The following is a 21,889-nucleotide window of genomic DNA, read 5'->3' as shown; positions in this document are numbered from 1 at the left end:
CCGCGGCGCCTGCCGCTAGGATCGCGGCATCGTGCGCCCGCGCGCCGCCACCGCTCGAGTGCGCCCGCGCGCCGCCACCGCCCGAGAAGGAGATCGCTCCGTGCACCGTCGACATGCGCTCTTGATCCTGATGCTCTGCCTCGCCCCCCTGCTCGTCGCTTGCGGGCACCCCTGGAAGACCACCCGTCAAGCCGTGCCGAACCCGTTCTACGGCAAGGGGCGCTTCGCGGTCGTCCCGATGGCGTTCCTCGGCACCACGGTCGGCGACATCACCGAAGCCGACTGGATGGCCGACAAGGACGCCGAGCAGCGGCAGAGCTGGCAGGAGGACAAATCGGCGATCAACGAGCAGTTCACCGAAGCCCTCATGGCCGAGACCGCGTCGGAGGACGCCGTCGTCGTCAGGGCGGTGAGCGCCGGCGACGCGCCGTTCTTCATCCGCGCGAACGTCACATCCTATGAGCCCGGCATCTTCACGGGCGTCTTCAACAGGCCCACCGTCATCAAGGCGACGGTGCAGCTCACCGATCCGGCCGGGACGGTGCTCGACGAGGTCCTGCTCGAGACTGCGGCGCCCGCGAGCTTGTTCAATCCATCGAGCGGAGGGCGCGCGCGGGCAGCGGCGAAGGAGCTCGGAAAGCTGACGGGGATGTACGTGCTCCACCGCGTCCGCGGCGACGACTGAGCTGCTCCCGGCGACCCGACCCAGGTCGAGGTCGCCCGCCTCCCCGGAGCAAAGCCCCCGCGTCATGCCGCGCCTGGACGACGGGGGCTATTCGCCCTTGGCGAGAGACTTTCCCTGGGCCTCCAGGGCGGCTTTCAGCACTCCGATGGCCTTCGGCCCCACGCCATGAAGCGAAAGGAGCTGGGCCTCCGAGAATCGAGTGACCTCGTCCAGGCGAGAGACGCCCATGAGCGCGAGCGCGCGCGTCGCCGGCTTCCCGATGCCCTTCGGGAGCGAGGATCCTGGTTGTTCCTTCGGTTTGCTCGGTTTGCTCGGCATGGGTCCATCCTGACGGGGTGATTGGCCGCCCGGCGGCCAGCGCAGCCAACTTCCCGGAGCGCCAACCCCACAACCACGCTCAGCATGCCAGGGCGAGGCCCCCCGGACAACACCGCGGCACGGGGTGGAGGCCCCGAGGAGCACTACGCGGCGCTCGGGAAGAACGTGCCGCTCGGGCGCGTCGGCGAGGCCGAGGAGGTGGCCAACGTGATCGCCTTCCTCGCCTCCAAGGCCGCAAGCTACGTGACCGGCACCAGCATCAACGTGGACGGCGGGACCTCCGGCGCGATTTAGTCCGCGCCGCCGCGCCCTCGGCGAGCCCCGCTCGCCAGGCGGCAGCCGCTGCCTCGAGCCGGCCGCCGCCCAGCGCGGCTCCTCAGAGCGCGCCTCCCGCGGACGCCTGCGCCGCGCCGCGCGAGCGCGCGTCCGCCGCGGGCACTGGCTCGGGCACCGAGCCTGCCTCGCTCAGGCGCCGCTTCGCCTCGGCGAGCACGTCCGCCGGCAAGGGGCCCTTCCTCGCGAACTGCAGGTTGTCGCGCAGGTGCTTCGGATTCCGGGTCCCGACGATCGTGGTGCTCAGCCCCGGGTGCGAGAGCGTGAAGCGCAGGGTGAACTCGATCCGGCTCAGGCCGTCGAGCAGCTCGTCGAGCCTGGCCCGCTCCCAGCGGTCCTGCATGGTCGTGCCGGGCAGCATGTAGTTCGTGCGCTGCCAGTCGGTCGGCGCGCCGCGCGCCACGCCGCCGCGGATGATGGTGCCGGCGCCGGCCTGGGCCGCCTTGCCGATCACCTCCTCGTGCTCGCGCTGCAGCGCGGAGTACGGGATCTGGAAGGCGTCGAAGACGCCCATCTCGATCTGCTCCACCAGGTTGGGCAGCGTGCCCGAGACGCCGAGGAAGCGGACCTTGCCCTCGCCCTTGAGCTTCAGCGCCTCCTCGAGCGCGCCGTCCTGCTCGAACTCTCGCCGGGTGAGGCTCCGGTGGAACTGCACAAGGTCGAGGTGGTCCGTCTTCAGCAGGCGCAGGCTGTTCTCCACGCCGTGCCGGATGTTCTGCGCCGTGTGCACGTGCTCGCCCTGGGCGCCGCCGACGACGCAGCCGCACTTCGAGGCGAGGAAGTACTCGCCCCGGCGATGCGAGATGAAGCGCCCGATGCGCTCCTCGCTGCGGCCGTAATCGATGGACGTGTCGATGAAGTTGATCCCGGCGTCGAGCACGTCGTTCAGGATACGCTCGGCCTCCTGATCCGAGAGCTCCGGGCCGCGCGGGGCGCCCCGCAGCTCCATGGCGCCGAAGCCGAGCGTGGTGACGCGGACGCCGGTGCGTCCGAGCAGACGAGTGGGCAAATCGGTCATTGTCTTCCTCCGCGGGCGCGCGCGCGCCGCAGCTTGCAAGCCGTGAGAGCGGGGCGAGCTCCGCGAGCCCGCCCACCTTGTGGCGTGGAGATGAGCGCTGGCGCCGTCCGGCTCAGCTCTTCGGAGGCGCCGACTTGAGCGTCGCGTCGAACAGCGCGAGCAACGTCTGGTAGTGGCGCTCGGACGCGGCCTGGTTGTACACCGCCGAATCGGAGGGGACCCAGCCGTGCTTCGCGCCTTCGTACGTCTCGACCGTGTGCCGCACGCCCGCCTGCTGGAACGCGTCGATCAGGCGCTGCTTTTGCTGGTCCGGGAACGAGGCGTCCTCGACGGCGCCCGCGACGTAGACGCGCGCTCGGATGCGCGGCGCCAGGAGGTGCGGGCTGTCCGGATCGTCGGTCGCCAGGTTGCCGCCGTGGTACGACGCCGCCGCGATCACGCGGTCAGGGAAATGGCCGGCGGCCGACAGCGACAGCCCGCCTCCCATGCAATAGCCCGTGGTGCCGATCGACAGCGAGCTGACGTCGGGGCGGTCGGCCAGGAAGGCGAGGAACGCCTCGGTGTCCGAGCGCACGTTCGCCTTGGTGGCCGTGGCCATGTATTTCTGCTGCCAGTGCTTGCGGAACTCGGGATCTCGGCTGAAGGTCTCGGCGTCCGGCGCCTGGTAAGGGCCGCCGCGATAGAACAGATCGGGCAGCAGGACGAGATAACCGCCCTGCGCGATGCGCTCCCCCAGCTCGAAGAGCGCGGGGCGTATGCCGCGGCCGTCCTGGTACACAAGCACCGCGGGCCAGGGGCCTTCGCCGGCGTCGGGCCGGAAGATGGAGGCTTCGGTTTGCCCGTCCCGAGTCTTCAACGTGACCGTGGTTCGTGACATCTGTTCCTCGTGCCCGGCGTCCGGGCGGGTGGTCGTAGACGCGAACGGGCGCGCCGATCGCGCTCAGCGCGGCGCGGCGCGCTCTGGAAAGAAACGATTCGCGGGCCGCGCGAGCCCCAGGTTCTCGCGCAGCGTGCTCCCTTCGTACTCGCGCCGGAACAAGCCCCGTCGCTGGAGCTCGGGGACGACGCGATCGACGAAGTCGTCGAGCCCGCCCGGCAAGTAAGGGAACATGATGTTGAAGCCGTCGCAGCCGTTCTGGACCAGCCACTCTTCCATCTGGTCCGCGATGGTCCTGGGCGTACCGACGAACGCGAGCCCCCCGAAGCCGCCGAGGCGCTGCGCGAGCTGGCGTACCGTGAGCCCTTCCCGCTGCGCGAGCTCGATGACGCGCTCGCGCCCGGACTGCCCGGCGTTCGTGGGGGGGATCTCCGGGAGCGGCGCGTCCGGATCGAAGCGCGAGGCGTCGCAGCCGAGCATGACCGAGAGCGACGCGATGCTGCTGTCGAAGTGCACGAGGCCATCGAGCCGCGCGCGCTTCTCCTGCGCTTCCTGCACGGTCTCTCCCACGACGACCAGCGCGCCGGGCAAGATCTTGAGCGTGTCGGGATCCCGCCCCAGGCGCTCCCGCCTGCCCTTGACGTCGGCGTAGAAGCGCCGCGCGCTCTCCAGCGTGGATTGCGCCGCGAACACGACCTCTGCGGTCTCCGCCGCGAGCTGCCGGCCTGCTTCCGAGGCGCCCGCCTGCACGATCACCGGCCACCCCTGGACCGGACGCGCGATGTTCAGCGGCCCGCGCGCGGAGTAATACTTGCCCTTGTGGTTCAGGACGTGGAGGCGCTCCGGGTCGAAGTAGATCCCGGCCTCGACGTCGCGCACGAACGCGTCGTCGGCGAAGCTGTCCCAGAGCCCCGTGACAACGTCATAGAACTCGCGCGCGCGCCGGTAGCGCTCGTCGTGCTCCACGTGCTCGGTGAGGCCGAAATTCAGCGCTGCGTCCGGGTTCGCGGTGGTGACGATGTTCCAGCCGGCGCGCCCGCCGCTGAGGTGATCGAGGGACGCGAAGCGCCGGGCGACGTGAAACGGCTGATCGAACGTGGTCGACGCGGTCGCCACCAGGCCGATGCGCTCGGTGGCGCCGGCGAGCGCAGAGAGCAGCGTGAACGGCTCGAACGACGTGACCGTGTGACTGCGCATCAGCGCGTTGAGCGGCATGTTCAGCACGGCCAGGTGGTCGGCCATGAAGAACGCGTCGAAACGAGCCTGCTCCAGGCGCTGCGCGAAGCGCTTGAGGTGAGAAAAATTAAAGTTCGCGTCCGGGTAGGCCCCCGGATAGCGCCAGGCGCCCGTATGAATGCTGACAGGGCGCATGAACGCGCCGAGCTTCAGCGTGCGTGCGGCCATCTTCGGCCTCCACGCCGCGAGCGCGGCCACTCCAAGCGTCCCGTTGCCATGTGCGATGTCTACTATAACGGATGCCAAGGCGAAAGCGGAAAATATAACGGATGCCACGGCGCCGGCGGGGACGGCGGGCGAGCTTCCTGAAGCCCCAGGCGCTCGCCGGGGGGTCCCCGGGCCGCGCGTGGCCGGTCGCCGCGCCGATCCGCTTCGAGGGCGGGGTCGTGTCGCTGGGCGGGTCTGCTTCGCGTGCTCCGTCGCCCGCGAAAAGGCGCTCTAACGGCCTGACCCCAGGCCGTCGCGGGCGAGGGCGAGGGTTCGCGCGTGCTCGGGCACGCCCTCCAGGAAGCTCCGCCGCAGCTCGGGATCGTCGATGAGCGCGGCCTGCGCGAGCAGGCGGCGGTGGGCCTCGTCGAGGGCGGAGGCGGCAGCGGCGTGCTCGCCGAGGGCGTGGAGGCACTCGGCGTGAATGAGCCGAGGCCTCGCCTCACGTGCGCCAGCGTCGCATCGCTGTCTCCTCCACGGTTCGCCTGCTGGGCGGCGCGCAGGAAGAGCCGCCGAGGAGGAAGCTCTCGTCGTCCCGCCGGCGCACCCGCCTTTGCGTTAGATTCTGCCATCTTGCCGTGCATGGACGACCATGACAGCCCCATCATCCGAGCCGCTCGCCCCGAGGACGCCGAGCTCCTCGGCGCGCTCGCCCGCCGCTCCAAGGCGCACTGGGGCTACTCGCCCGAGTTCCTCGAGGCGTGCCGCGCGGAGCTCTCGATCTCGCCGGCGTACATCGCGCAGCATCCGACCTTCGTCCTCGCGCGCGGAGACGATCCGCTCGGGTTCTACACGCTCGAGGCCCTGAGCTCCACCGCGGTGGAGCTGGGCCACCTCTTCGTCGAGCCGGCGGAGATCGGACGCAGCCTCGGTCGCGCGCTCCTGTCGCACGCGCGTGAGGAAGCGCGGCGGCGCGGGTATCGCGTCCTCGTGATCCAGAGCGACCCGAATGCGGCGCGGTTCTACGAGGCCTGCGGCGCGCGGCGCGTGGGCGAGCGGCGCTCGGCCAGCATCCCTGGCCGGCTGCTCCCGCTCTTCGAGCTCGACCTGTCGGGCTGACGCGCCGCTGCTCGCGACCGAGGGAGCCGACTCACGCCGGCGCGGCCGCGCCGTCCGCCGCCCGGCGCAGCGCTGCCCGCGCGAGCAGTCGTGTGGAGTCGAGCGTCGGCAGCGGGGAGTTCGCGTCGCTCATGATGAGCGGGATCTCGGTGCAGCCGAGCACGACGGCGTCGCAGCCCTCCGCGCTCATCCGCCCGATGATCCGCTGAAAGCAAGCGATCGCCTCGGGCCTGAAGACGCCGTACACCAGCTCCTCCATGATGATGCGGCTCATCTCCTCGCGCTCGGCGGCGCTCGGGCGCACCCACTCGAGCCCGAGCGCCGCGAGCTTCTCCGGATAGATCTCGCTCTCGACGAGCCAGCGAGTCCCGGTCAAACCGACGCGCCGGAGCCCGCGCAGGGCGGCCTGTTCCGCGACGACCTCGGCGATGTGCAGCCAGGGCAGCGGCGACCGCGGCTCGACGTAACGCAGCGCCTGGTGGATGGTGTTGTCCGGGCAGATCAGGAAGTCGGCGCCGATGCTCGCGAGCTTGTTCGCCGAGGCGAGCATCAGCTCCCCTACGCCCTCCCAGTCGCCGCGGTCGATGTGCTTCATGTACTCGGCGAGCGAGGGCGTGTGCATCGAGACCTCGGGGTGAGCGTGCGGGCCGAGGAGCGCTGCGCCTTCCGCGCAGAGGGTCCGATAGCAGAGCGCCGCGCCCTCGGAGGAGCAGCCGACGATACCGATGTGCTGGGTCATGACGAGCGTGCCCGGAGCGTACCAGAAGATGAGCTCGGGCATCAGCGCGCCCGTCCGCCGGGCCTCGTGCAGATCCGACGAGAGCGACGCGGCGCAATGCACCACGACCTGCGCACCGCGCACCGCCTCCTCCCGGGCGCGCTGCTCCGTCATCTCGCCGAGCACCGTCTCGGCGCCCATGCTCTCGAGCTCCGCGCGCGCGTCGGGCCGCCGCACCAGGGCGCGGACCCGCAGGGCCTCCTCGAACAGGCGCTTCACGACGTAGTGTCCAACGAACCCGTTCGCGCCTGTGACGAGGGCGACCTTGCCTTTCATCTCCAGGAGAGCCTCCCAGCGCTCGAGATCAGGAGAGCGCATCATGGCAGTATACTCGACCGAGGTACCGCGCCCTGCCCGGGCCGGTCCATCTCGACGGCTGAAGGCCACCCTGGATTGGTGGGCGCGCCGAAGCCGCGTGCGCGTCGAACCTGGGTCGGGCCACGATCTTCGGCGCGTCCCCGAGCCCGATCGAGGTTCCTTTCGTCCTTGATGAACCGGGCGATGCGGTCCCATGCCCGCACGACCCTGCCCCAGTCGGCGCGCCGCTCGGCGACGCTCTTCGGGCTCACGGCGAGGACGTCGTAGAGGATGCCCAGCACGTCCGCGCTGGTGAAGAGCGCGGTCGAGCCCGGCAGCTCGCGCCGCGCCAGTCCGCTGTTGGGCTGCCAGGCGACGACGGCGTCGACGCCGCCGGATTTCAGGGTCTGCGGCGTCTGGTCCGTCGGCACATCAGGGGCCGCGCGGCGGCCCGCGAGGCGTTCCGCGCGATGGCATCAGGGCTGAGCGGCGCCCTGGCCGTCTCCCTCGTCGGAGCCGTCGATATCCGGGCACTTCTGCACGATGAGATCGCACTCCGGGATGGTCGTCTCCAGTGCGCTCACCGGGGAAGCGCACGTGAGCGCCCGGACCTTCGCGACGTGCGCGAGCAGACACGCCTGGTACTCGGCCACGGTCGCGGTGCAGCCCGTGCGCGCTTCGGCCGGCGGCAGGCAGCTCGCCGGGGGCGCCGGGGGGGCCGCGGCCTCGTCCGCCCGCGGCTGCTGGGTCTCGGACATGCATTTCTGCATCACCGCCTCGCACGCCTGCCCGACCGTGGACCACAGCATGCCGACGAACTCGCAGGTATCCTGCTTGGAGAGCTCGAGGCTCGGCGCGAGCGACTGGCACGTGGACTCGACGTCGGCGGTCGTGAGGTCCTTGAGGTGCTTGCTGCTCACATCGGCGGGTATCGGAGCGGCCACCACGTCCTTGCCGCCCCAGAGGACGAGCGACAGGAAGGCCGAGAGTGCTCCGAATCGAATCAGTCGGTTCATTCGTTCTCTCCCTTGTACGAGCGGCCGCCTCGGCCGCGGTGGGGCTCGGGAGCAACCCACGTACCGGCGGCCTCGTTGTGCACGATGGGACCGCGCGCGCCCGGCGCGGCGGGGCGGGGCGGCCAAGGGATTCATTCGTCTTCCGAGCTTCCCGCCTTCCTGCTCGGCCGCTCTGACGATATCCCATGAGCTCCACCCTCCAGCGCTGTCCTCCGCGCCGCGCTGGCCGGGCGGGCAGGATGGGCACAGGGCTCCTCGCCCGCTGGAGAGCCTCCGATCACCGCGGACGGCGCCCTGGGGCCCGGAGGAGAAGAAGATGAACCGCCGAGGCGCCAAGGACGCCAAGAAGAGAACTTCTGGGCTCTCCTGGCGTCCTTGGCGCTTTTCTTCTGGATCGCTGTACCGGACGCGGCCGAGCGGCGCGTCGCCCGAGTTCGTCCCTGGTTCCACGGAGACGGCAGGCCCGTGGAGACCCGTGGACAGGGAGAGGGAGACGCCGGGGGGCGCGCTCCGGGCCCCGGGAGAGGCCCGGGGGCGCCGGCCGTCAGACGAGCTCGCGCTCGCCGCCCGGATACACGAACGAGTCGCGGGGCGAGTACCACGAGGCGCTCTTCACCACCTGGATCGGGCTCCCGGGCCGGAGCGCATACACCGGGTGATCCTTCGCGAGGAACTCGACCGACAGGAGCTCGTACGGGTCGGCCATGTCCGCGATGTAGGGGTAGTTGCCGGCGAAGAGGCGATCTCCGATCTTCGTCACGTAGGTGAGGTGGCCGCGCGCGACCACGCCGATCTTGTTGCCGACGTGCGCCCGCGTCCGGATGATGGGCACGCCGTCCACCGAGGTCGTCGCCACGAGCTCCTTGCCGTGCAGCTCCAGCGTGGTCGACCCGGGCGACGCCGGCACGCCGCGCTCGCTCACATACCGGCGCACCGCGTCGGACGAGTTGAAGTAATGCGTGAAGAAGCGGGCCGGGCTCGCGCCGTCCGGCGTGGTGTGACCCGCGAGGTCGAGCCCCAGGTAGGTGAGCGAATACGCTCCGAAGCCGGACGTCTGCTCCGGCTTGTCGACCACGTACTGATTCATGTAGATGGCCCTGTTCTCGGCCGGCGTGAGGCCGCTCGGCAAGAGCGCCGCAGCGGCGTCCGGATCGGCGGGTATCCAGCTCGAGTAGAGCATCCGGCTATCGATGACCATCTGCGGCGCGGCGAGCTTCGACTCCGACATTGCGCTGTCTTTCTCCCCCCCGGGAAGGACGAGCACTATCACAACTCGCCGCCCGGCGATCGGCGGCTGTCCGGGATCGCAGACAGCGATTGCCCGGCCACGAGGGTGAGAGGCTGTCGAAGGAGGGAGTCGGGCGGGCGACACCGACGCAACCAGCAACGCTGGGCGGCGGGCGGCATCGCCGTTCGCCCGGGCCGCGCCGGCGCCCGACGTGGCGAGACGGAGGCGATGCGCCTACCCGAGCGCCGGTGAGCGGACAGCGCACCACCCCGAGCGCGCCCGCTGGCGGCGCGCTTCAGGCCGCGCCGACGAGGGGCTGGCGCGCAGGCGCCTGGCCCGCGGCGCCCGCCGGCGTCGGGCGCGGGCGACGCCACCCGCCTCACCGCATCTCAGCGCCTCTGCCCGGGCCATTCTCCTCCGCCGTCGCCGCGCGCCGCGCAGCGCCGCCCCGGCGGCCGAGCCCGCCCCGGCCGCGCCGGGCCCCCGATCGCTGAGCCCATTTGGGAAACGCTCCTGTTACCTTGGGCGACGCTCCGCAGCGCACTGCGGGCGCAGGTTCGAGGGCAGCCGGCACGCCGGCCTGCTGCCCCATCGCCAGCCGAGGTCCGGATCCAACATGCAGCAGGACACGAAGGGCGCGCGCGTCTCTCTCCGCATCGACAACCTCGAAGCCGCGCTCGAGCAGGGGATCGACAACGAAGCGGCCGCGCTCGACGTGCTCGTGGCCGCCGCGGCGAAGGGGAGCCCGCACCCCGAGCTGTGGGCGAAGCTCCACGAGTCCGCTGCGCGCCACGACCGGTTCTCCGAGCTCGCGTTCGCGTACGAGCGCTTCGCCAGCGAGCGGCGCTTCGGGATGCTCCCGCAGGCCGCCCAGGCCGAGGTCCTCGTCCACGCCGCCGAGTTCCTCGCCGATTTCTTCGGCGACCCCGGCGGCGCTCGCCCCTACCTCGAGCGCGCTCTCTCCGTCCTGCCCTCGCACCAGGAGGCCTTCCTGCGCCTCGAGCGCATCCTCGTCGAGGCGAACGAGCCACCGAAGCTCGCGGACCTCTACGCCCTCGCCGCGGGCTACCGCCCGGAGCGCGCCGAGCAGCTCGCGCTGCTCCGCCGCGCCTTCGCGCTCGTCGAGGTCAGCGGGAAAGAGGAGGAGCGCGCGGTCAAGCTGCTCCAGCAGATCCTCCGGATCGACCCCGGCGACGCCTCGGCGCGCTGGGCGCTCGAGGAGCGCTACGCGCGCGCCGGGCGGCTCCAGGAGATCGCGAGGATGCTCGAGCCGGCGCTCACCACGGAGCCGCCCCCGGCCGACGCGCTCGAGATCCGCGCGCGGCTCATCGACCTCTACAGCGGCCCGCTCAAGGAGATTGAGCGGGCCCTGCCGCACGTCGAGGAGGTGCTCGCGCTGAACCCGAGCCACGAGGCCGCCTACCGCGCCGCGGAGGCCCTGCTCGGGCGCAAGACCGCCGTCGTGCGCGCCGCCGCGGCGCTCGAGGCCGCCCACGCGCGCCGCGGGCGGCCGCAGGAAGCGGCGCGGATGATGGCCCTCCAGATCGAGAACCTCCGCGGGCCGCGCCGCGTCGAGGTGCAGAAGCGGCTCGTCGAGCTGCAGTTCCAGCGGCTCGGCGACCTCGCGGCGGCGTTCTCGCTGTCGGAGCAGATCCTCGCGGTCGACCCCTCGGACGAGGCCGTGCGCGACCGCTTCCTCCAGCTCGCGTCGGTGCTCGACCGCCGGGCCGACGCGGCGCGCGTGCTCGTGCGCGCCGCGTCCGGCGCCAAGGACAAGCCGCTCCGGGCGCACATCGCCGCCGAGCTCGGCGAGCTGTACGAGGGCCTCGGGGACGGCCGGAAGGCGCGCGCGGCGTTCCAGCAGGCGCTCGACGGCGAGCCCGACGCCGCGGCCGTGCGGCGCGCGGCCCGCGGGCTCGCGAAGCTCTGCGAGCGCGAGCGCGACGCGCGCGGGCTCGCCGGCGCGCTCGAGCGGCTCGCCGAGGCCGAGACCGAGGCCGAGGCGCGCGAGGCCGCGGCGGAGCGGCTCGCGCGCCTCTACGAGGAGGAGCTCAACGACCCGGCGGGCGCGATCGCGGCCTACCGCAAGCTCGCGGAGCCGGGCTCCTCGCGCGAGGCGCGCGCCCTCGCCGCGCTCGAGCGGCTGTACGAGGCCACGGCCGCGCACGAGGGGCTCGCGTGGGTCCTCGAGCGGCGCGCCGAGGCCGAGCCGAACCGCCGCGCGGCGCGGGACCTCGCCTTCCGGGCGGCCGAGCTGCGCACCCGGCTCGCCGACCTGCCGGCCGCCATCGCCGCCTGGCGCCGCTACCTCGCGGCGTTCGGGCCGTCGCGCGAGGCGCACGCGCGGCTCATCCCGCTCCTCGAGCAGGAGCGGCGCTGGGCCGAGCTCGAGGCGCTCCTCGAGGCCGAGGCCGAGCTCGCGGCGGGGCAGGAGCGCGCCTCGGTCCTCGCCCGCATCGGCGCGATCCGCATGGCGCGGCTCGACGATCCGGCCGGCGCGATCGCCGCGTACCGCGAGGCGCTCGCGCTCGATCCGACGGATCGGCCGAGCCGGATCGCGGTCGAGAAGATGCTCGGCCCGCCCCCGGCGAGCGGCGCCGGCGGCGCGGAGCCCGCCCCCTCGCGGCAGAGCGCCCACCTCGTCCTGACCGACGATCAGCGGCTCGCGGCGTGCGCGGTGCTGGAGCCGATCGCGCGCGGGGAGGGCGCGGCGCAGCTCCTCGTGCGCGTGCTCGAGACCCGGGCGGAGATCGCGCCCGTCGCGTGGGCCCCGGGCGCGGCCGCGCCGGCGCCGGCCGACGTGTCGGGCCGGCTCGCGGCGCTCGAGGAGGCGGCCGCGGTCGCGGAGCGCGAGCTCCGGGATCCGAAGAAGGCGCTCGACCTTTCGGCGCGCGGGCTCTCGATCGCGACCGCGTCCGCGCCCGAGCGCATCGCCCGGTGGGTCGCCGAGGTCGAGCGGCTGACCGAGCACGGCAGCGAGTCCGCGCGGCGCGCGCCGACGCTCGCCGGCGCGCTCGGGGATCGCGCGGTCGACAGCGCGCCGCTGTCGCACCTCGCGCGGCGGGCGGGCGAGGCGCTGCTCGCGAGCGGCGACGTGACGCAGGCGCTCGCGCTCTACCGGCGGGCGCTCGCCTTCGAGCCGTCGTCGCGCGAGCTCATCGCCCGCGTGGACGCGCTCCTGCGCGAGCAGGGCAGCCCCGAGGAGCGGCTCGCCCTCTACCGCGAGGCGCTCGCGCAGCCGTGCACGCCCGCGCGGCGGCGCGAGCTCCTGCACGCGATCGGCACGATCCAGCGCCGCGACGTCGGCGACCTCGCCGGGGCGGCCGAGACGTACCGCGCGGCGATCGAGGACGACCCGGGCGACGACGCGGCGTACGAGGCGCTCCTGGAGACGTACGCGGCGGGCGGCGCGTGGGACGCGCTCTACGACGCGCTGGCCGAGCGGCTCCCGAGCGCCCCGCCCGACGAGCGCGTCGGGCGCGAGCTGCGCATGGCCGAGGCGGCGGCGAAGGGCGGGAAGGTGCCGAGCGCGGTCGCGCACTACCGCGCGATCCTGTCGGGCGGCGCGGCGCTCTCCGACGCGGCGCTCTCCGCGATGGAGGCGCTCGCGCTGTCCGCCGGCGACGCGGCGCTGCTCCGCGAGGTGCTCGAGCGGCGGGTCGCCGCCTCGGGCGATCCGCAGGACGAGGCGCTCTGGCTGGAGCGGCTCGGCGAGCTCGCGGCGTTCGGGATCGGCGGCGCGTCCGGCGCGGACGCCGCCCCGGGCGATCTCGACGCCGCGGTGGCGGCCTGGCTGCGCGCCGCCGCGCTCGCCGAGGGGCCGCTCGCGGATCCGGAGCGGGCGCAGAAGCTCTACGAGCGCGTGCTCTCCGTCGCGCCGAAGCACCGCGACGCCGCCGGCCGCCTCGCCGCGCTCTACCGCGGGCAGGGGGCCTGGGATCGGCTCGCGGCCGTCTGCGAGGTCCTGCTCGACACCGCGGAGGGCGACGACGAGGCGCTCGCCGCGCTCGCGGCCCTCGAGGACGCGGCGATCCGGGCGCGCGCGACGGCGCGCTTCGTCGACGCCGCGCTCGACCTCCGCGATCGCATGAGCGGCGAGGGGGAGGGGAGCGAGGGGGAGCGGAGCGCGCCCGCCGGCAAGCCCGCCGCGGCGCGGCGCCGCGCGATCGACGCCGCGCTCGCGCGGGTGCTCGCCGCCGATCCCGACCGGCAGGACGAGGCCGCGTCCGTCTACCGGCGGCTGCTCTCGCCGCCCGAGGGCGGCGACGCCGCGCAGGGCGCGCTCGACCCCGCCGCGCTGGAGGCGTTCCGCGCCTTCCTCGCGCAGAGCCCGGACACGCTCGCGCGCCGCGTGGACCGGCGCTGGCTCTTCACGCTCCTCGTGGAGCGCGCGCGCGAGGACGAGCGCCGGAGGGCGCTCGCCGCGTGGGCCGCGTGGGAGGAGGAGATCGGCGAGCGCGCGGCGGCCGCGGCGCTCTACGCCCGGCTGCTCGAGGCGGATCCCGAGAACGACGACGCGCTCGCGGCGCGGGGGCGCCTCCTCGCCGAGCTCGGCGACGACGAGGGCGCGGCGGAGGTGCTCGCGATGCGCCGCGATCGCAGCGAGGGCAGCGCGCGCGTGGCGCTCGACGTCGAGCTCGCGACGCTCCTGCTCGATCGGCTGGATCGGCCGGCGGAGGCGCTCGACGCGGTCGCGCCCGCGATCGAGGCCGGGACCATCGAGCCCGCGGTGCTCGAGATCGCGGAGCGCGCGCTGGGGCGGCCCGAGACGCAGGCGCGCGCCGCGCTCTTGCTCGAGCGGGCGTGCGACGCGCTCGACGACCCGGAGGCGCGCGTCGCGCTGCTCGAGACGCTGCTCGCGAGCGCGCCCGCGCCGCGCCCGCCGTCCGAGGCGAGCGCCGCGCCGGGCGCGCCGCGCGGCGCGCTCGACGGGGGCAGCCTCGCGTCCGCGCAGCGCGCCGCCGTCCGCCGCGGCTGGTTCGAGCGCCTGCTCGATCTCCACGAGGGCGACGCGGCGCGGGGCCTCGAGGTCGCCCTGCGCGCGGTCTCCGAGCTGCCCGGCGAGCTCGACCTCTGGGATCGGCTCGAGGAGCTCGGCCGCCGGGCGAAGCAGCCCGAGCGCGTCGCGGCCGCGCACGCCGCGGCGCTTAGCGACGCGGGCGCGGCGCTCCCGCCCGACGTCGTCGAGGAGATCGGCCGGCGGGCCGTCGAGCACCACGAGGAGTGGTTCGACGCGCCGGAGGCCGCCCTCGCGCTGCTCCGCCGGCTCGTGGAGCTCGTGCCGGGCTCGCTGTGGGGCTTCGAGCGGCTGAAGCTCGCCTACAACGCGGCCGAGCGCTGGGAGGACCTCTTCGCGCTCTACGACGCGATGCTCGAGCGCACCTCGGCGCCCGACGAGCGCATCTTCCTCCTGGAGGACGCCGCGGCCGTGGCGCGCGACCTCGCGGGCGACGGCGAGCGCACGATGCGCTACCTCGAGCAGCTCCTGCCGCTCCAGGACGACGCGCGCACCCGCGCCGCGCTCGAGCGGCTCTACGAGCGGCACGGCAGGCACCGGCCGCTCATCGATCTCCTGACGGCCGAGCTGCCGAGGCTCTCCGGCGAGGCCGCGGAGCGGCTCCGCGAGCGCATCGCGCTCCTCTGGATCGAGGGGGTCGGCGACGCCGCGTCGGCGCTCCCCGCGATCGAGCAGCTCCTCGACGCGTGGCTCTCGTCCCGCGCGCCCGGCGCGCCCCGCGCCGCCTTCGCGCTGCTCGAGCGCATCCTCGCGGCGATCCCGCCCGAGCAGGCGCCCGCCGGCGAGGCGGGCGCGCTCGCCGCGCGCGCGGCGCGGCAGCGGTCGGCGGTCCTGCTCGCGCGGCATTACCGCGAGGAGGGGCGGCCGGAGGACCTCGTGCGCGCGCTGGAGGTCCAGCTCGAGGGCGCCGACGTGGACGACCGCCCGGCGCTCCTGCGCGGGATCGTGCGGCTCCGCCGCGACGCCCTCGGCGACGAGCCGGGCGCGTTCGCGCGGCTCGCCGAGCTCATCGAGCTCAGGCCGTCGGACCCCGGCGATCGCGCCGAGCTCGCGGAGCTCGCCGAGCGGCTCGGCCGGCACGACCGGCTCGCCGAGGTCCTCGCCGCCGCCGAGCCGCGCGCCGAAGGCCCGCAGCAGGCGCTCGCGCTCGTCCGCGACGCCGCGCTCCTCCGTCGCGACCGGCTCGGCGACGCGGACGGCGCGATCGCGCTCTTCCGCCGGCTCTTCTCGCTGGCCGAGCGCCACGGCGACGCCGCGGCGGCGCGCGACGCCGCGCGCGCGCTCGACCGGCTCTTCGCCGAGGGCGACCGCGTCGCCGAGCGGTGCGACGTGCTCGACACGCTGGCCGCGCTCGAGGCCGACCCGGCGGCGCGGCGCGAGGCCCTCGGCGAGCTCGCGCGGCTCGCCGCGTCGCGGCTCCGCGACGAGGCGCGGGCGATCGCCGCGTACTCGGCGCGCCTCACCGACGACCGGCAGGACCTCGAGGCGCTCGACGGGCTCGCCGCCATCCTCGAGGAGGGCGGGCGCTACCGGGAGCTCACGGCCGTGCTGGAGCGCCGCGCGGCGGTGCGCGGCGGCGCTGGCGGCCGGCGCGATCTCGGGCGGGTCGCGCGGCTCTTCGAGCGCGAGCTCGGCGACGCCGAGCAGGCGATCACCACCTGGCGCCGCATCCGCGAGGAGCTCGCGCCCGATCCCGAGAGCGGGGACGCGCTCGCCGCGCTCTACACGCGCGCCGAGCGCTGGGCCGACCTCGTCGCGCTGCTCGAGGTCGAGGCGTCCGCGGCCCGCGCGCTCCCCGGCGGGGCCGGCGCGGCGCGCAGCGCGGAGCTCTTCCGGCGCCTCGGCGACACGCACCGCGATCGCACGCTCGCGTGGGAGCGCGCCGTCGAGGGCTACCGCCGCGCGCACGAGGCCGAGCGGGCCGCGGGCGGCGAGGGCGGCGAGGGGGCCGCGCGCGGGTCGGCCACGGCGCGCGCGGGGCTCGAAGAGCTGCTCCGCCGCATCGAGCCGGCGTCGGCCGAGCACCGCGGCGCGCTGGTCGCGGCGGTGGGCGCGCTGCTCGAGATCTGCGCCGCCGCGGACGACTGGCGCGCCGAGGTCGCGCTGCTCGAGCCGCGGCTCGCCGCGGCCGAGACGGACGCCGAGCGGGTCGCCATCCTGAAGGCCTCCGCGGCGCTGCTCGAGGAGCGCGGGGGCGACCGGGAGGGCGCCTTCGAGCTCGCCTTCCGCGCGTTCCTCCTGTCCCCCGGCGAAGGGCAGCCCGAGGGCCTCCTGCGGCTCGCCGATCTCGCGGGCCGCTGGCACACGATCGCCGACGCGCTCCCCGAGCTCGAGCGCCGCGGCGACGTGCCGCCTGCCACGCTCCGCGACCTCACCTTCCGCGTCGGCCGCTGGCACCGCGACGCGCGCGCCGACGCCGACGCGGCCGAGCGCGCGTTCGAGCGGGCGCTCCTCCACGACCCCACGAACAGCGCCATCCTGCTCGATCTCGCGGAGCTCCTGCGGCACCGGCGCGGCCCCTCGCTCGTCCCGACCCTGCTCCGGCTCGCGGCGGCGACCGGGCACGACCTCGCCCTCTACCGCGAGGCCGTCGAGACCGCGCGCGGCGCGGGCGACGCCGCCCGGGCCCGCGACATCGCCGCGGAGCTCCTCGAGATCGCCGTGCGGCGCCTCGGCGACGAGGAGGGGCAGCCGCCGGTCCCCGGCGCGTGGCCCCCGTCGCGCGCCGCGCTCTGGGCGATCGACGCGCTCGTCGCCATGCTCGCGGACGCCGGCGAAAGGCCGCAGATCGTCGCGCTGTGCCGGCGCGGCGCCGCGCTCCCGCTCGCGTCGGGCGAGCAGCGCCGGCTCCTGCGGATCGCGGCCGAGGCGGCGGAGCCCGAGGAGGCGATCGCCCTCTACAGCGGGCTCTTCGGCGACGATCCGGCGGACGAGCCGGTCGGCGAGAGCCTCGCGGCGCTCCTCCGGAGGGCCTCCCGGCACGAGGAGCTCGTGCGCCTGCGCGAGCGGCAGATCGAGGTCTCGGGTGACGCCGAGCGCCGCGTCGCGCTCCGGTACGACGCCGCGGAGCTCCTCGCGGAGACCCCGCGCGCCGCCGACGCGATCGCGCTGCTCCGCAAGAACCTCGCCGAGCGCCCGGGGCACGCCGCGTCGATCGACAAGCTCGCCGCGCTGCTCGAGGCGGGCGGGCTGCACCGCGAGCTCATGCTGCTCCGCGAGGAGCAGGCGTCCGCGCGCGAGGCGGAGGGCGTCGGGCCGGCGGCGGCCGAGCTCTGGCTCCAGGCGGCGTCCCTCGCCGAGCACGAGCTCAACGAGCCCGAGCGCGCGATCGCGAGCTACGGCCGCGCCGCGGAGATCGGCTCGGTCGAGGCGCTCGACGCCCTCGCCCGGCTGCTCGCGCGCCGCGGCGAGCACGCGGCGGCCGCCGAGGCGCTCGAGCGGCTCTGCGCGGGCGCGCCGCCCGAGGAGCTGCACCAGGCCGCGCTGCGCCTCGCGGACGCGTACCTCGCCGCCGGCGAGCCCGACCGCGCCCGCGCCTCCCTCGAGCGCGCGGTGCCCCGCGCCGCCCAGCCCGCGCCGCTCCGCGAGCGGCTCGCGTACCTCTACCGCGCGTCGGGCGCGTGGGGCGCGCTGGCCGAGCTCATCGCCGGCGACGCCGCGCGCGCCGACGAGGCGCAGGCCCGGCTCTCGCTCCTCCGCGAGGCCGCGGATCTCTACCTCGCGCGCGCGAGCGCGCCCGCCGCCGCGATCCCGCTGTTCGACGAGGCCATCGTCCTCGCCCCCGACGACCTCTCGCTGCGCCTCGCGCGGAGCCGCGCCCTCTCCGCAGCGGGCAGGACCGACGACGCGACCGCGGCCCTGCGCGCGATCGTCGCCGACTTCGGCAGCCGCCGCCCGAAGGAGCGCGCGTTCGTCCACTACGAGCTCGCCCGCGTCGCGCTCGCCGCGGGCGACCGCGCCCGCGCGATGGCCGAGTTCGACCTCGCGCTGCGCGTCGATCCCGCGCACCCCGACGCGCTCCACGGCCTCGCCGGCCTCGCCCTCGAGGACGGCCAGCTCGAGCGCGCGCACCGCGCCTACCGCGCGCTGCTGCTCGTCGCGCGCCGGCCCCGCGACGAGGGCGGCGAGGGGTTCGCCGGCGCGCGGCGCAGCACGATGCCGCCGACGCGCTCCAGCGTGGCCCTGCCGACGTCGACCTCGTTCAGCCGGGCGGAGGTCCTCCTCGCGCTCGGCGAGATCGCGCGGCGGCAGGGCGCGCCCGATCGCGAGGTCGAGTACGTCGAGTCCGCCTTCGAGGCGGCGCGCGAGAGCGACGCCGAGCACGAGAAGCTCCTCGCCGCGCTGCGCGCCCGCGGGCGCCACGACCTGCTCGCCCGCGCGCTCGAGGCGCGGCTCGCCGGCCCGGCCCTCGAGCCCGCCGAGGACGCCGCCGCCGCGCTCGGCGAGCTCGCGTCGCTCTACGAGGGCCCGCTCGATCGCCCGGAGCCAGCGCTCGCGGCCCGCCTGCGCGCCCTGGATCTCGCGCCGGGCGCCGGCCCCGCCCACGACGCCGCCCTCGAGCTCGCGCGCCGGCTCGGCCAGACGCACCGGTACCTCGAGCTCGTCGAGCGGCTCTGCGCGCGGGCGGCCTCCGAGCCGTACGAGGTCGCGCTCCTGCTCCGCTTCGCCCGCGCCCTCGAGCTCGCGCCGGACGGCCTCGATCGCGCCGCGGCCGTCTACCGCCGCGCCGAGGCGAAGATCGCGGCCGGCGCGCCCTCGGCCGGGCGCGAGGCGGGCGCCGACCTCGAGCAGCTGTGGCGCTCCCTGGAGGCCATCTACGACCGCCTCGGCGACCGCCTGGCGCAGGCCGACGTCCTCCGCAAGCGCATCGCGCGCGCCGACGACGCGCGCGCCGACGACGCGCATCCCGACGACGCGCGCGCCGAGGGCGCGCACGCGGCCCCTGCGGGCCGCCCGGATCGCGCCGAGCCGCGGTACCGCCTGGCCGCGCTGCTCGCCTCGGACCCGGCCGAGGTCGATCCGGCGATCTCCCTCCTCGAGGAGGCGCTCGAGCTCTCCGCCGATCCGGACCGGGCCGAGGCGATCCTGCGCGACGCGCTCCGCGCGGATCCGAGGAACCCGCGCGCGATCCGCCTCTTCGAGCGCCTCGCCCGGCAGAGCGGGCGCCCGCGCGCCCTCGTGGACGCGCTGCTCTTGCTCGCCGAGATCGAGGGCCCGGGCGTCCTCGAAGAGGCGGTCCGCACCGCCCGCGCGCTCGGCGACCGCGAGCTGGCCGAGTCGATCCTGCTGCGCATCGTCGGCGCCGGCGCGGCGCCCTCGTCCGACCCGCCCGGCACCGCCTGGGCGCTCGTCGCCCTGGCCGAGCTCCGCGAGGAGGCCGGCGATCTCGCGGCCGCCGCGTGGCTCTGCGAGCGCGCCGCGCGCGCCTCGGCGCCCGAGGACGAGCGCGCGCTGCTCCTGCACGCCGCGGAGCTCGCCGCCGGCCCGCTCGACGACCTCGCCCGCGCCGCGCGCCTCTACGAGGAGCTCCGCGCCCGCGAGCCCGCCGAGCGCGAGATCTGGATGCCCCTCGCCGGCGTGTACCGCCGGAGCGGCGACGCCGCGCGCCTCTCGACGCTGCTCGAGGAGACCGTCCCCCTCGTCGACGACCTCTCCGAGCGCTGCGCGCTGCGCCTGGAGCGCGCGCGCCTCCTCGCGCAGGAGTCGCCGGCGCAGGCGGCGCTCCTGCTCCGCGACATCCTCGACGAGGACCCGACCCAGGTGGAGGCCGCCATCCTCCTCGCCACCATGCTCGAGGAGGCCGGCCGCACCGAGGAGCTCGGCGAGCTCTTCGCGCTGCAGCTCGACGCCGCGAAGGACCGCGCGGACGTGGCCTCGATCGCGTCGATCTCGATGCGCCTCGGCGCCCTCCTCGAGCAGCGCGGCGACGAGCGCGGCGCGCGCGACGTCTACCTCGGGGCCGTCGACTGGGACGCCACGAACCGCGACGTCCTGCGCGCCCTCGTGCGCCTCAGCCGCAAGCGCGACAGCGCGGACGATCTCGTCGACGCGCTCGAGAAGCTCCTGCGCATCGAGCAGGGCGACGAGGCGGCGCAGATCGCGCTGGAGCTCTCGGAGCTGCACGGCGCGCGCGGCGACGACGCCGCCGCCGAGGCCGCCCTCAAGGCCGGCTACGCGGTCTGCCCCGCGAGCGACCGGCTCCGCGAGGAGCTCGCGTCGCGCTACGCGGCCCGCGAGGCCTGGCACGCGCTCGCCGAGCTGCACGTCCTGACGGCGCGCGTCGCCGGCGCCGACGAGGCGCGCGTCGCGTCGCTCTGCCGCGCCGCCGAGATCCTCCGCGACCGCGCGGGCGACGCCGCGGCCGCGGCCGAGCTCCTCGAGCGCGCCCTCGGCGTCGCCCCCGGCGACCGCGACGTCCTGCTCGCGCTCATCGACGCGTGCGGCGCGTCCTCCGACCACGCCCGCGCGGCCCGCGCGCTCACGGCGACGCTCGAGGCGAGCCCGGACGACCCGTGGCTCTACCGCGCGCGGGCCGAGGTCCACGGAGCGCTCGGGCAGGGCGACCGCGCGCTCGCCGATCTCGAGCGCGCCTACGCGCTCGGCGGCGCCGAGTACGCGCGCGAGCTCGTCGCCGAGCTCGAGCGGGCGCTCGCGCGCGCGGCGGCGCGGCCCGCCGAGGCCGAGCCCGCGCCGTCCGAGCCCGCGCCCGACGCCGCGGGGGCCGCCTCGCCCCGCGCGCTCCGGCTGCGCCTCGCCGAGATCCTCGCGCGCTCGGGCGATCTCGAGCGCGCGCGCGCCCACCTCGGCGACCTGCTCCACGCCGACTCCAAGGATCGCGCGGCGCTCAAGGCGCTCGCCGGCCTCGAAGAATCGGCCGAGCGGTGGGACGCCGCGAGCGCCGTCTACCGCCGGCTCATCGCGCTCGAGGAGGGCGACGCCCTCGTCGCGACCGCGCTCCGCCTGGCCGGCGCCTGCGCGCGCGCCGGCCACCTGAGCGACGCCCGCGGCGGGCTCGAGCGCGCGCGCCGCGCCGCGCCCGGCAACGCCGAGATCCGCGAGCGCCTGCGCGCGCTCTACGCCGAGATCGGCGCGAGCCGCGAGCTCGCCGCCATCACGCTGGAGGAGGCCGCGGCCGCCTCCGACGTGGCCGGCCGCTTCGCGCTCCTCGTCAAGGCCGGCCGCCTGCTCCTCGAGGTCGGCGACGCGGCGCAGGCGGCCCCGGTGCTCCGGGAGGCGCGCTCCCTCCGCCCGGAGGATCAGGAGGTCGCCCTCCTGCTCGTGGACGCGCTGACGGCCGCGGGCAGCCCCAAGGAGGCGCGCGCGGTCACCTCGGAGCTCATCGTCGCCAGCAAGGGGCGCCGCTCGCGGCTCCTCGGCGCCGTCTACCACCGCCTCGCGCGGATCGAGGACGCCGAGGGGAATCCGCGCGAATCGCTCACGGCGCTCTCGAGGGCGCTCGAGAACGACCCTCAGAACGGCGAGCTCGCCATGGCGCTCGGCGAGAGCGCGCTCGGGCTGGGGGAGCAGGACATCGCCGCGCGCGCTTACCGCGCGGTCACCCTGATGAAGATTGCCCCCGAGCCCGGCGAGGGCGGCACCACGCTCGCCGCGCGCGCGCTCGCCTATTACCACCTCGGCGCGATGGCGCTCGCCGCCGGCGATCGCCGCAAAGCGCGCCTGATGCTCGACAAGTCCGTCTCCGAGGACGGGTCGCTCGAGGCGGCCCGGGCGCTCCTCGACGAGCTGCGCGCCGGCTAAACCCCCCTCCCGCGCGTCTCGTCAGGTATGCCCCGGTCGCGGCGGCCGCCCTCGCGGCCGCC

General features: G+C 75.5%; 12 protein-coding genes and 1 pseudogene. 4 read left to right on the top strand and 9 right to left on the bottom strand.

Annotated elements, in window-relative coordinates; translation table 11 throughout:
- The first annotated feature begins 100 nt into the window (after positions 1-100).
- Positions 101-685, top strand: coding sequence for a hypothetical protein (locus tag WMF26_RS38630; RefSeq protein WP_437996794.1), 585 nt, complete (start codon positions 101-103; stop codon positions 683-685).
- Between the two features lie 87 nt (positions 686-772).
- Here the strand turns inward: WMF26_RS38630 and WMF26_RS38625 are convergent, their stop codons facing one another.
- Positions 773-1,003 carry a hypothetical protein gene (locus WMF26_RS38625; protein WP_061624583.1) on the bottom strand — a complete coding sequence of 77 codons (231 nt, stop codon included), beginning with the start codon at positions 1,001-1,003 and terminating at the stop codon, positions 773-775.
- A gap of 84 nt (positions 1,004-1,087) precedes the next feature.
- Here WMF26_RS38625 and WMF26_RS38620 point away from each other — a divergent pair, with 84 nt between their 5' ends.
- Complete coding sequence (locus WMF26_RS38620) at positions 1,088-1,297, top strand: SDR family oxidoreductase (protein ID WP_437996793.1); 210 nt, start codon at positions 1,088-1,090, stop codon at positions 1,295-1,297.
- An 82-nt stretch (positions 1,298-1,379) separates the two neighbouring features.
- Here the strand turns inward: WMF26_RS38620 and WMF26_RS38615 are convergent, their stop codons facing one another.
- From WMF26_RS38615 to WMF26_RS38605, 3 genes are all read right to left on the bottom strand, one after another.
- On the bottom strand, positions 1,380-2,354 hold the full coding sequence (locus WMF26_RS38615; RefSeq protein WP_437996792.1) for an aldo/keto reductase: 975 nt from the start codon (positions 2,352-2,354) through the stop codon (positions 1,380-1,382).
- Positions 2,355-2,466: 112 nt separating this feature from the next.
- On the bottom strand, positions 2,467-3,231 hold the full coding sequence (locus WMF26_RS38610) for a dienelactone hydrolase family protein (RefSeq protein WP_061624580.1): 765 nt from the start codon (positions 3,229-3,231) through the stop codon (positions 2,467-2,469).
- A gap of 63 nt (positions 3,232-3,294) precedes the next feature.
- Complete coding sequence (locus WMF26_RS38605; RefSeq protein WP_437339559.1) at positions 3,295-4,635, bottom strand: LLM class flavin-dependent oxidoreductase; 1,341 nt, start codon at positions 4,633-4,635, stop codon at positions 3,295-3,297.
- Between the two features lie 621 nt (positions 4,636-5,256).
- Between WMF26_RS38605 and WMF26_RS38600 the strand changes: the two genes are divergently transcribed.
- Positions 5,257-5,733 (top strand): N-acetyltransferase family protein, encoded by a 477-nt coding sequence (locus WMF26_RS38600; RefSeq protein ID WP_437996791.1) that lies wholly within the window; start codon positions 5,257-5,259, stop codon positions 5,731-5,733.
- Between the two features lie 31 nt (positions 5,734-5,764).
- Here the strand turns inward: WMF26_RS38600 and WMF26_RS38595 are convergent, their stop codons facing one another.
- From WMF26_RS38595 to WMF26_RS38575, 5 genes and pseudogenes are all read right to left on the bottom strand, one after another.
- Positions 5,765-6,472, bottom strand: a complete 708-nt coding sequence (locus WMF26_RS38595) for an aspartate/glutamate racemase family protein (RefSeq protein WP_438002478.1) — start codon at positions 6,470-6,472, stop codon at positions 5,765-5,767.
- Positions 6,473-6,544: 72 nt separating this feature from the next.
- Positions 6,545-6,787, bottom strand: a pseudogene (locus WMF26_RS38590) (NAD-dependent epimerase/dehydratase family protein); the annotation flags it as partial.
- Positions 6,788-6,828: 41 nt separating this feature from the next.
- Positions 6,829-7,239: a hypothetical protein gene (locus WMF26_RS38585; protein ID WP_437996790.1), complete on the bottom strand. Its 411-nt coding sequence runs from the start codon at positions 7,237-7,239 to the stop codon at positions 6,829-6,831.
- Between the two features lie 45 nt (positions 7,240-7,284).
- A complete protein-coding gene (locus WMF26_RS38580; RefSeq protein ID WP_437996789.1) occupies positions 7,285-7,824 on the bottom strand; it encodes a hypothetical protein in 540 nt (179 codons plus the stop codon).
- Between the two features lie 544 nt (positions 7,825-8,368).
- On the bottom strand, positions 8,369-9,052 hold the full coding sequence (locus WMF26_RS38575; RefSeq protein WP_061624576.1) for a hypothetical protein: 684 nt from the start codon (positions 9,050-9,052) through the stop codon (positions 8,369-8,371).
- A gap of 616 nt (positions 9,053-9,668) precedes the next feature.
- On the opposite strand from WMF26_RS38575, the gene WMF26_RS38570 reads away from it, so the two are divergent.
- A complete protein-coding gene (locus WMF26_RS38570; RefSeq protein WP_437996788.1) occupies positions 9,669-21,827 on the top strand; it encodes a tetratricopeptide repeat protein in 12,159 nt (4,052 codons plus the stop codon).
- The last annotated feature ends 62 nt before the right edge of the window (positions 21,828-21,889 follow it).

It is taken from the genome of Sorangium sp. So ce185, assembly GCF_051526825.1.
In the GTDB taxonomy this organism is placed as follows: domain Bacteria; phylum Myxococcota_A; class Polyangia; order Polyangiales; family Polyangiaceae; genus Sorangium; species Sorangium cellulosum_D.
Note: the sequence above shows the minus strand (reverse complement) of the source record. Positions and strands in the feature narration are given on the sequence as shown.

Excerpts from the sequence above, each read along its gene's own strand:
- WMF26_RS38605 (WP_437339559.1), bottom strand. The coding sequence starts at position 4,635 with ATGGCCGCACGCACGCTGAAGCTCGGCGCGTTCATGCGCCCTGTCAGC.
- WMF26_RS38610 (WP_061624580.1), bottom strand. The coding sequence starts at position 3,231 with ATGTCACGAACCACGGTCACGTTGAAGACTCGGGACGGGCAAACCGAA.
- WMF26_RS38600 (WP_437996791.1), top strand. The coding sequence starts at position 5,257 with ATGGACGACCATGACAGCCCCATCATCCGAGCCGCTCGCCCCGAGGAC.
- WMF26_RS38620 (WP_437996793.1), top strand. The coding sequence starts at position 1,088 with ATGCCAGGGCGAGGCCCCCCGGACAACACCGCGGCACGGGGTGGAGGC.
- WMF26_RS38580 (WP_437996789.1), bottom strand. The coding sequence starts at position 7,824 with ATGAACCGACTGATTCGATTCGGAGCACTCTCGGCCTTCCTGTCGCTC.
- WMF26_RS38595 (WP_438002478.1), bottom strand. The coding sequence starts at position 6,472 with ATGACCCAGCACATCGGTATCGTCGGCTGCTCCTCCGAGGGCGCGGCG.
- WMF26_RS38625 (WP_061624583.1), bottom strand. The coding sequence starts at position 1,003 with ATGCCGAGCAAACCGAGCAAACCGAAGGAACAACCAGGATCCTCGCTC.
- WMF26_RS38615 (WP_437996792.1), bottom strand. The coding sequence starts at position 2,354 with ATGACCGATTTGCCCACTCGTCTGCTCGGACGCACCGGCGTCCGCGTC.
- WMF26_RS38570 (WP_437996788.1), top strand. The coding sequence starts at position 9,669 with ATGCAGCAGGACACGAAGGGCGCGCGCGTCTCTCTCCGCATCGACAAC.
- WMF26_RS38575 (WP_061624576.1), bottom strand. The coding sequence starts at position 9,052 with ATGTCGGAGTCGAAGCTCGCCGCGCCGCAGATGGTCATCGATAGCCGG.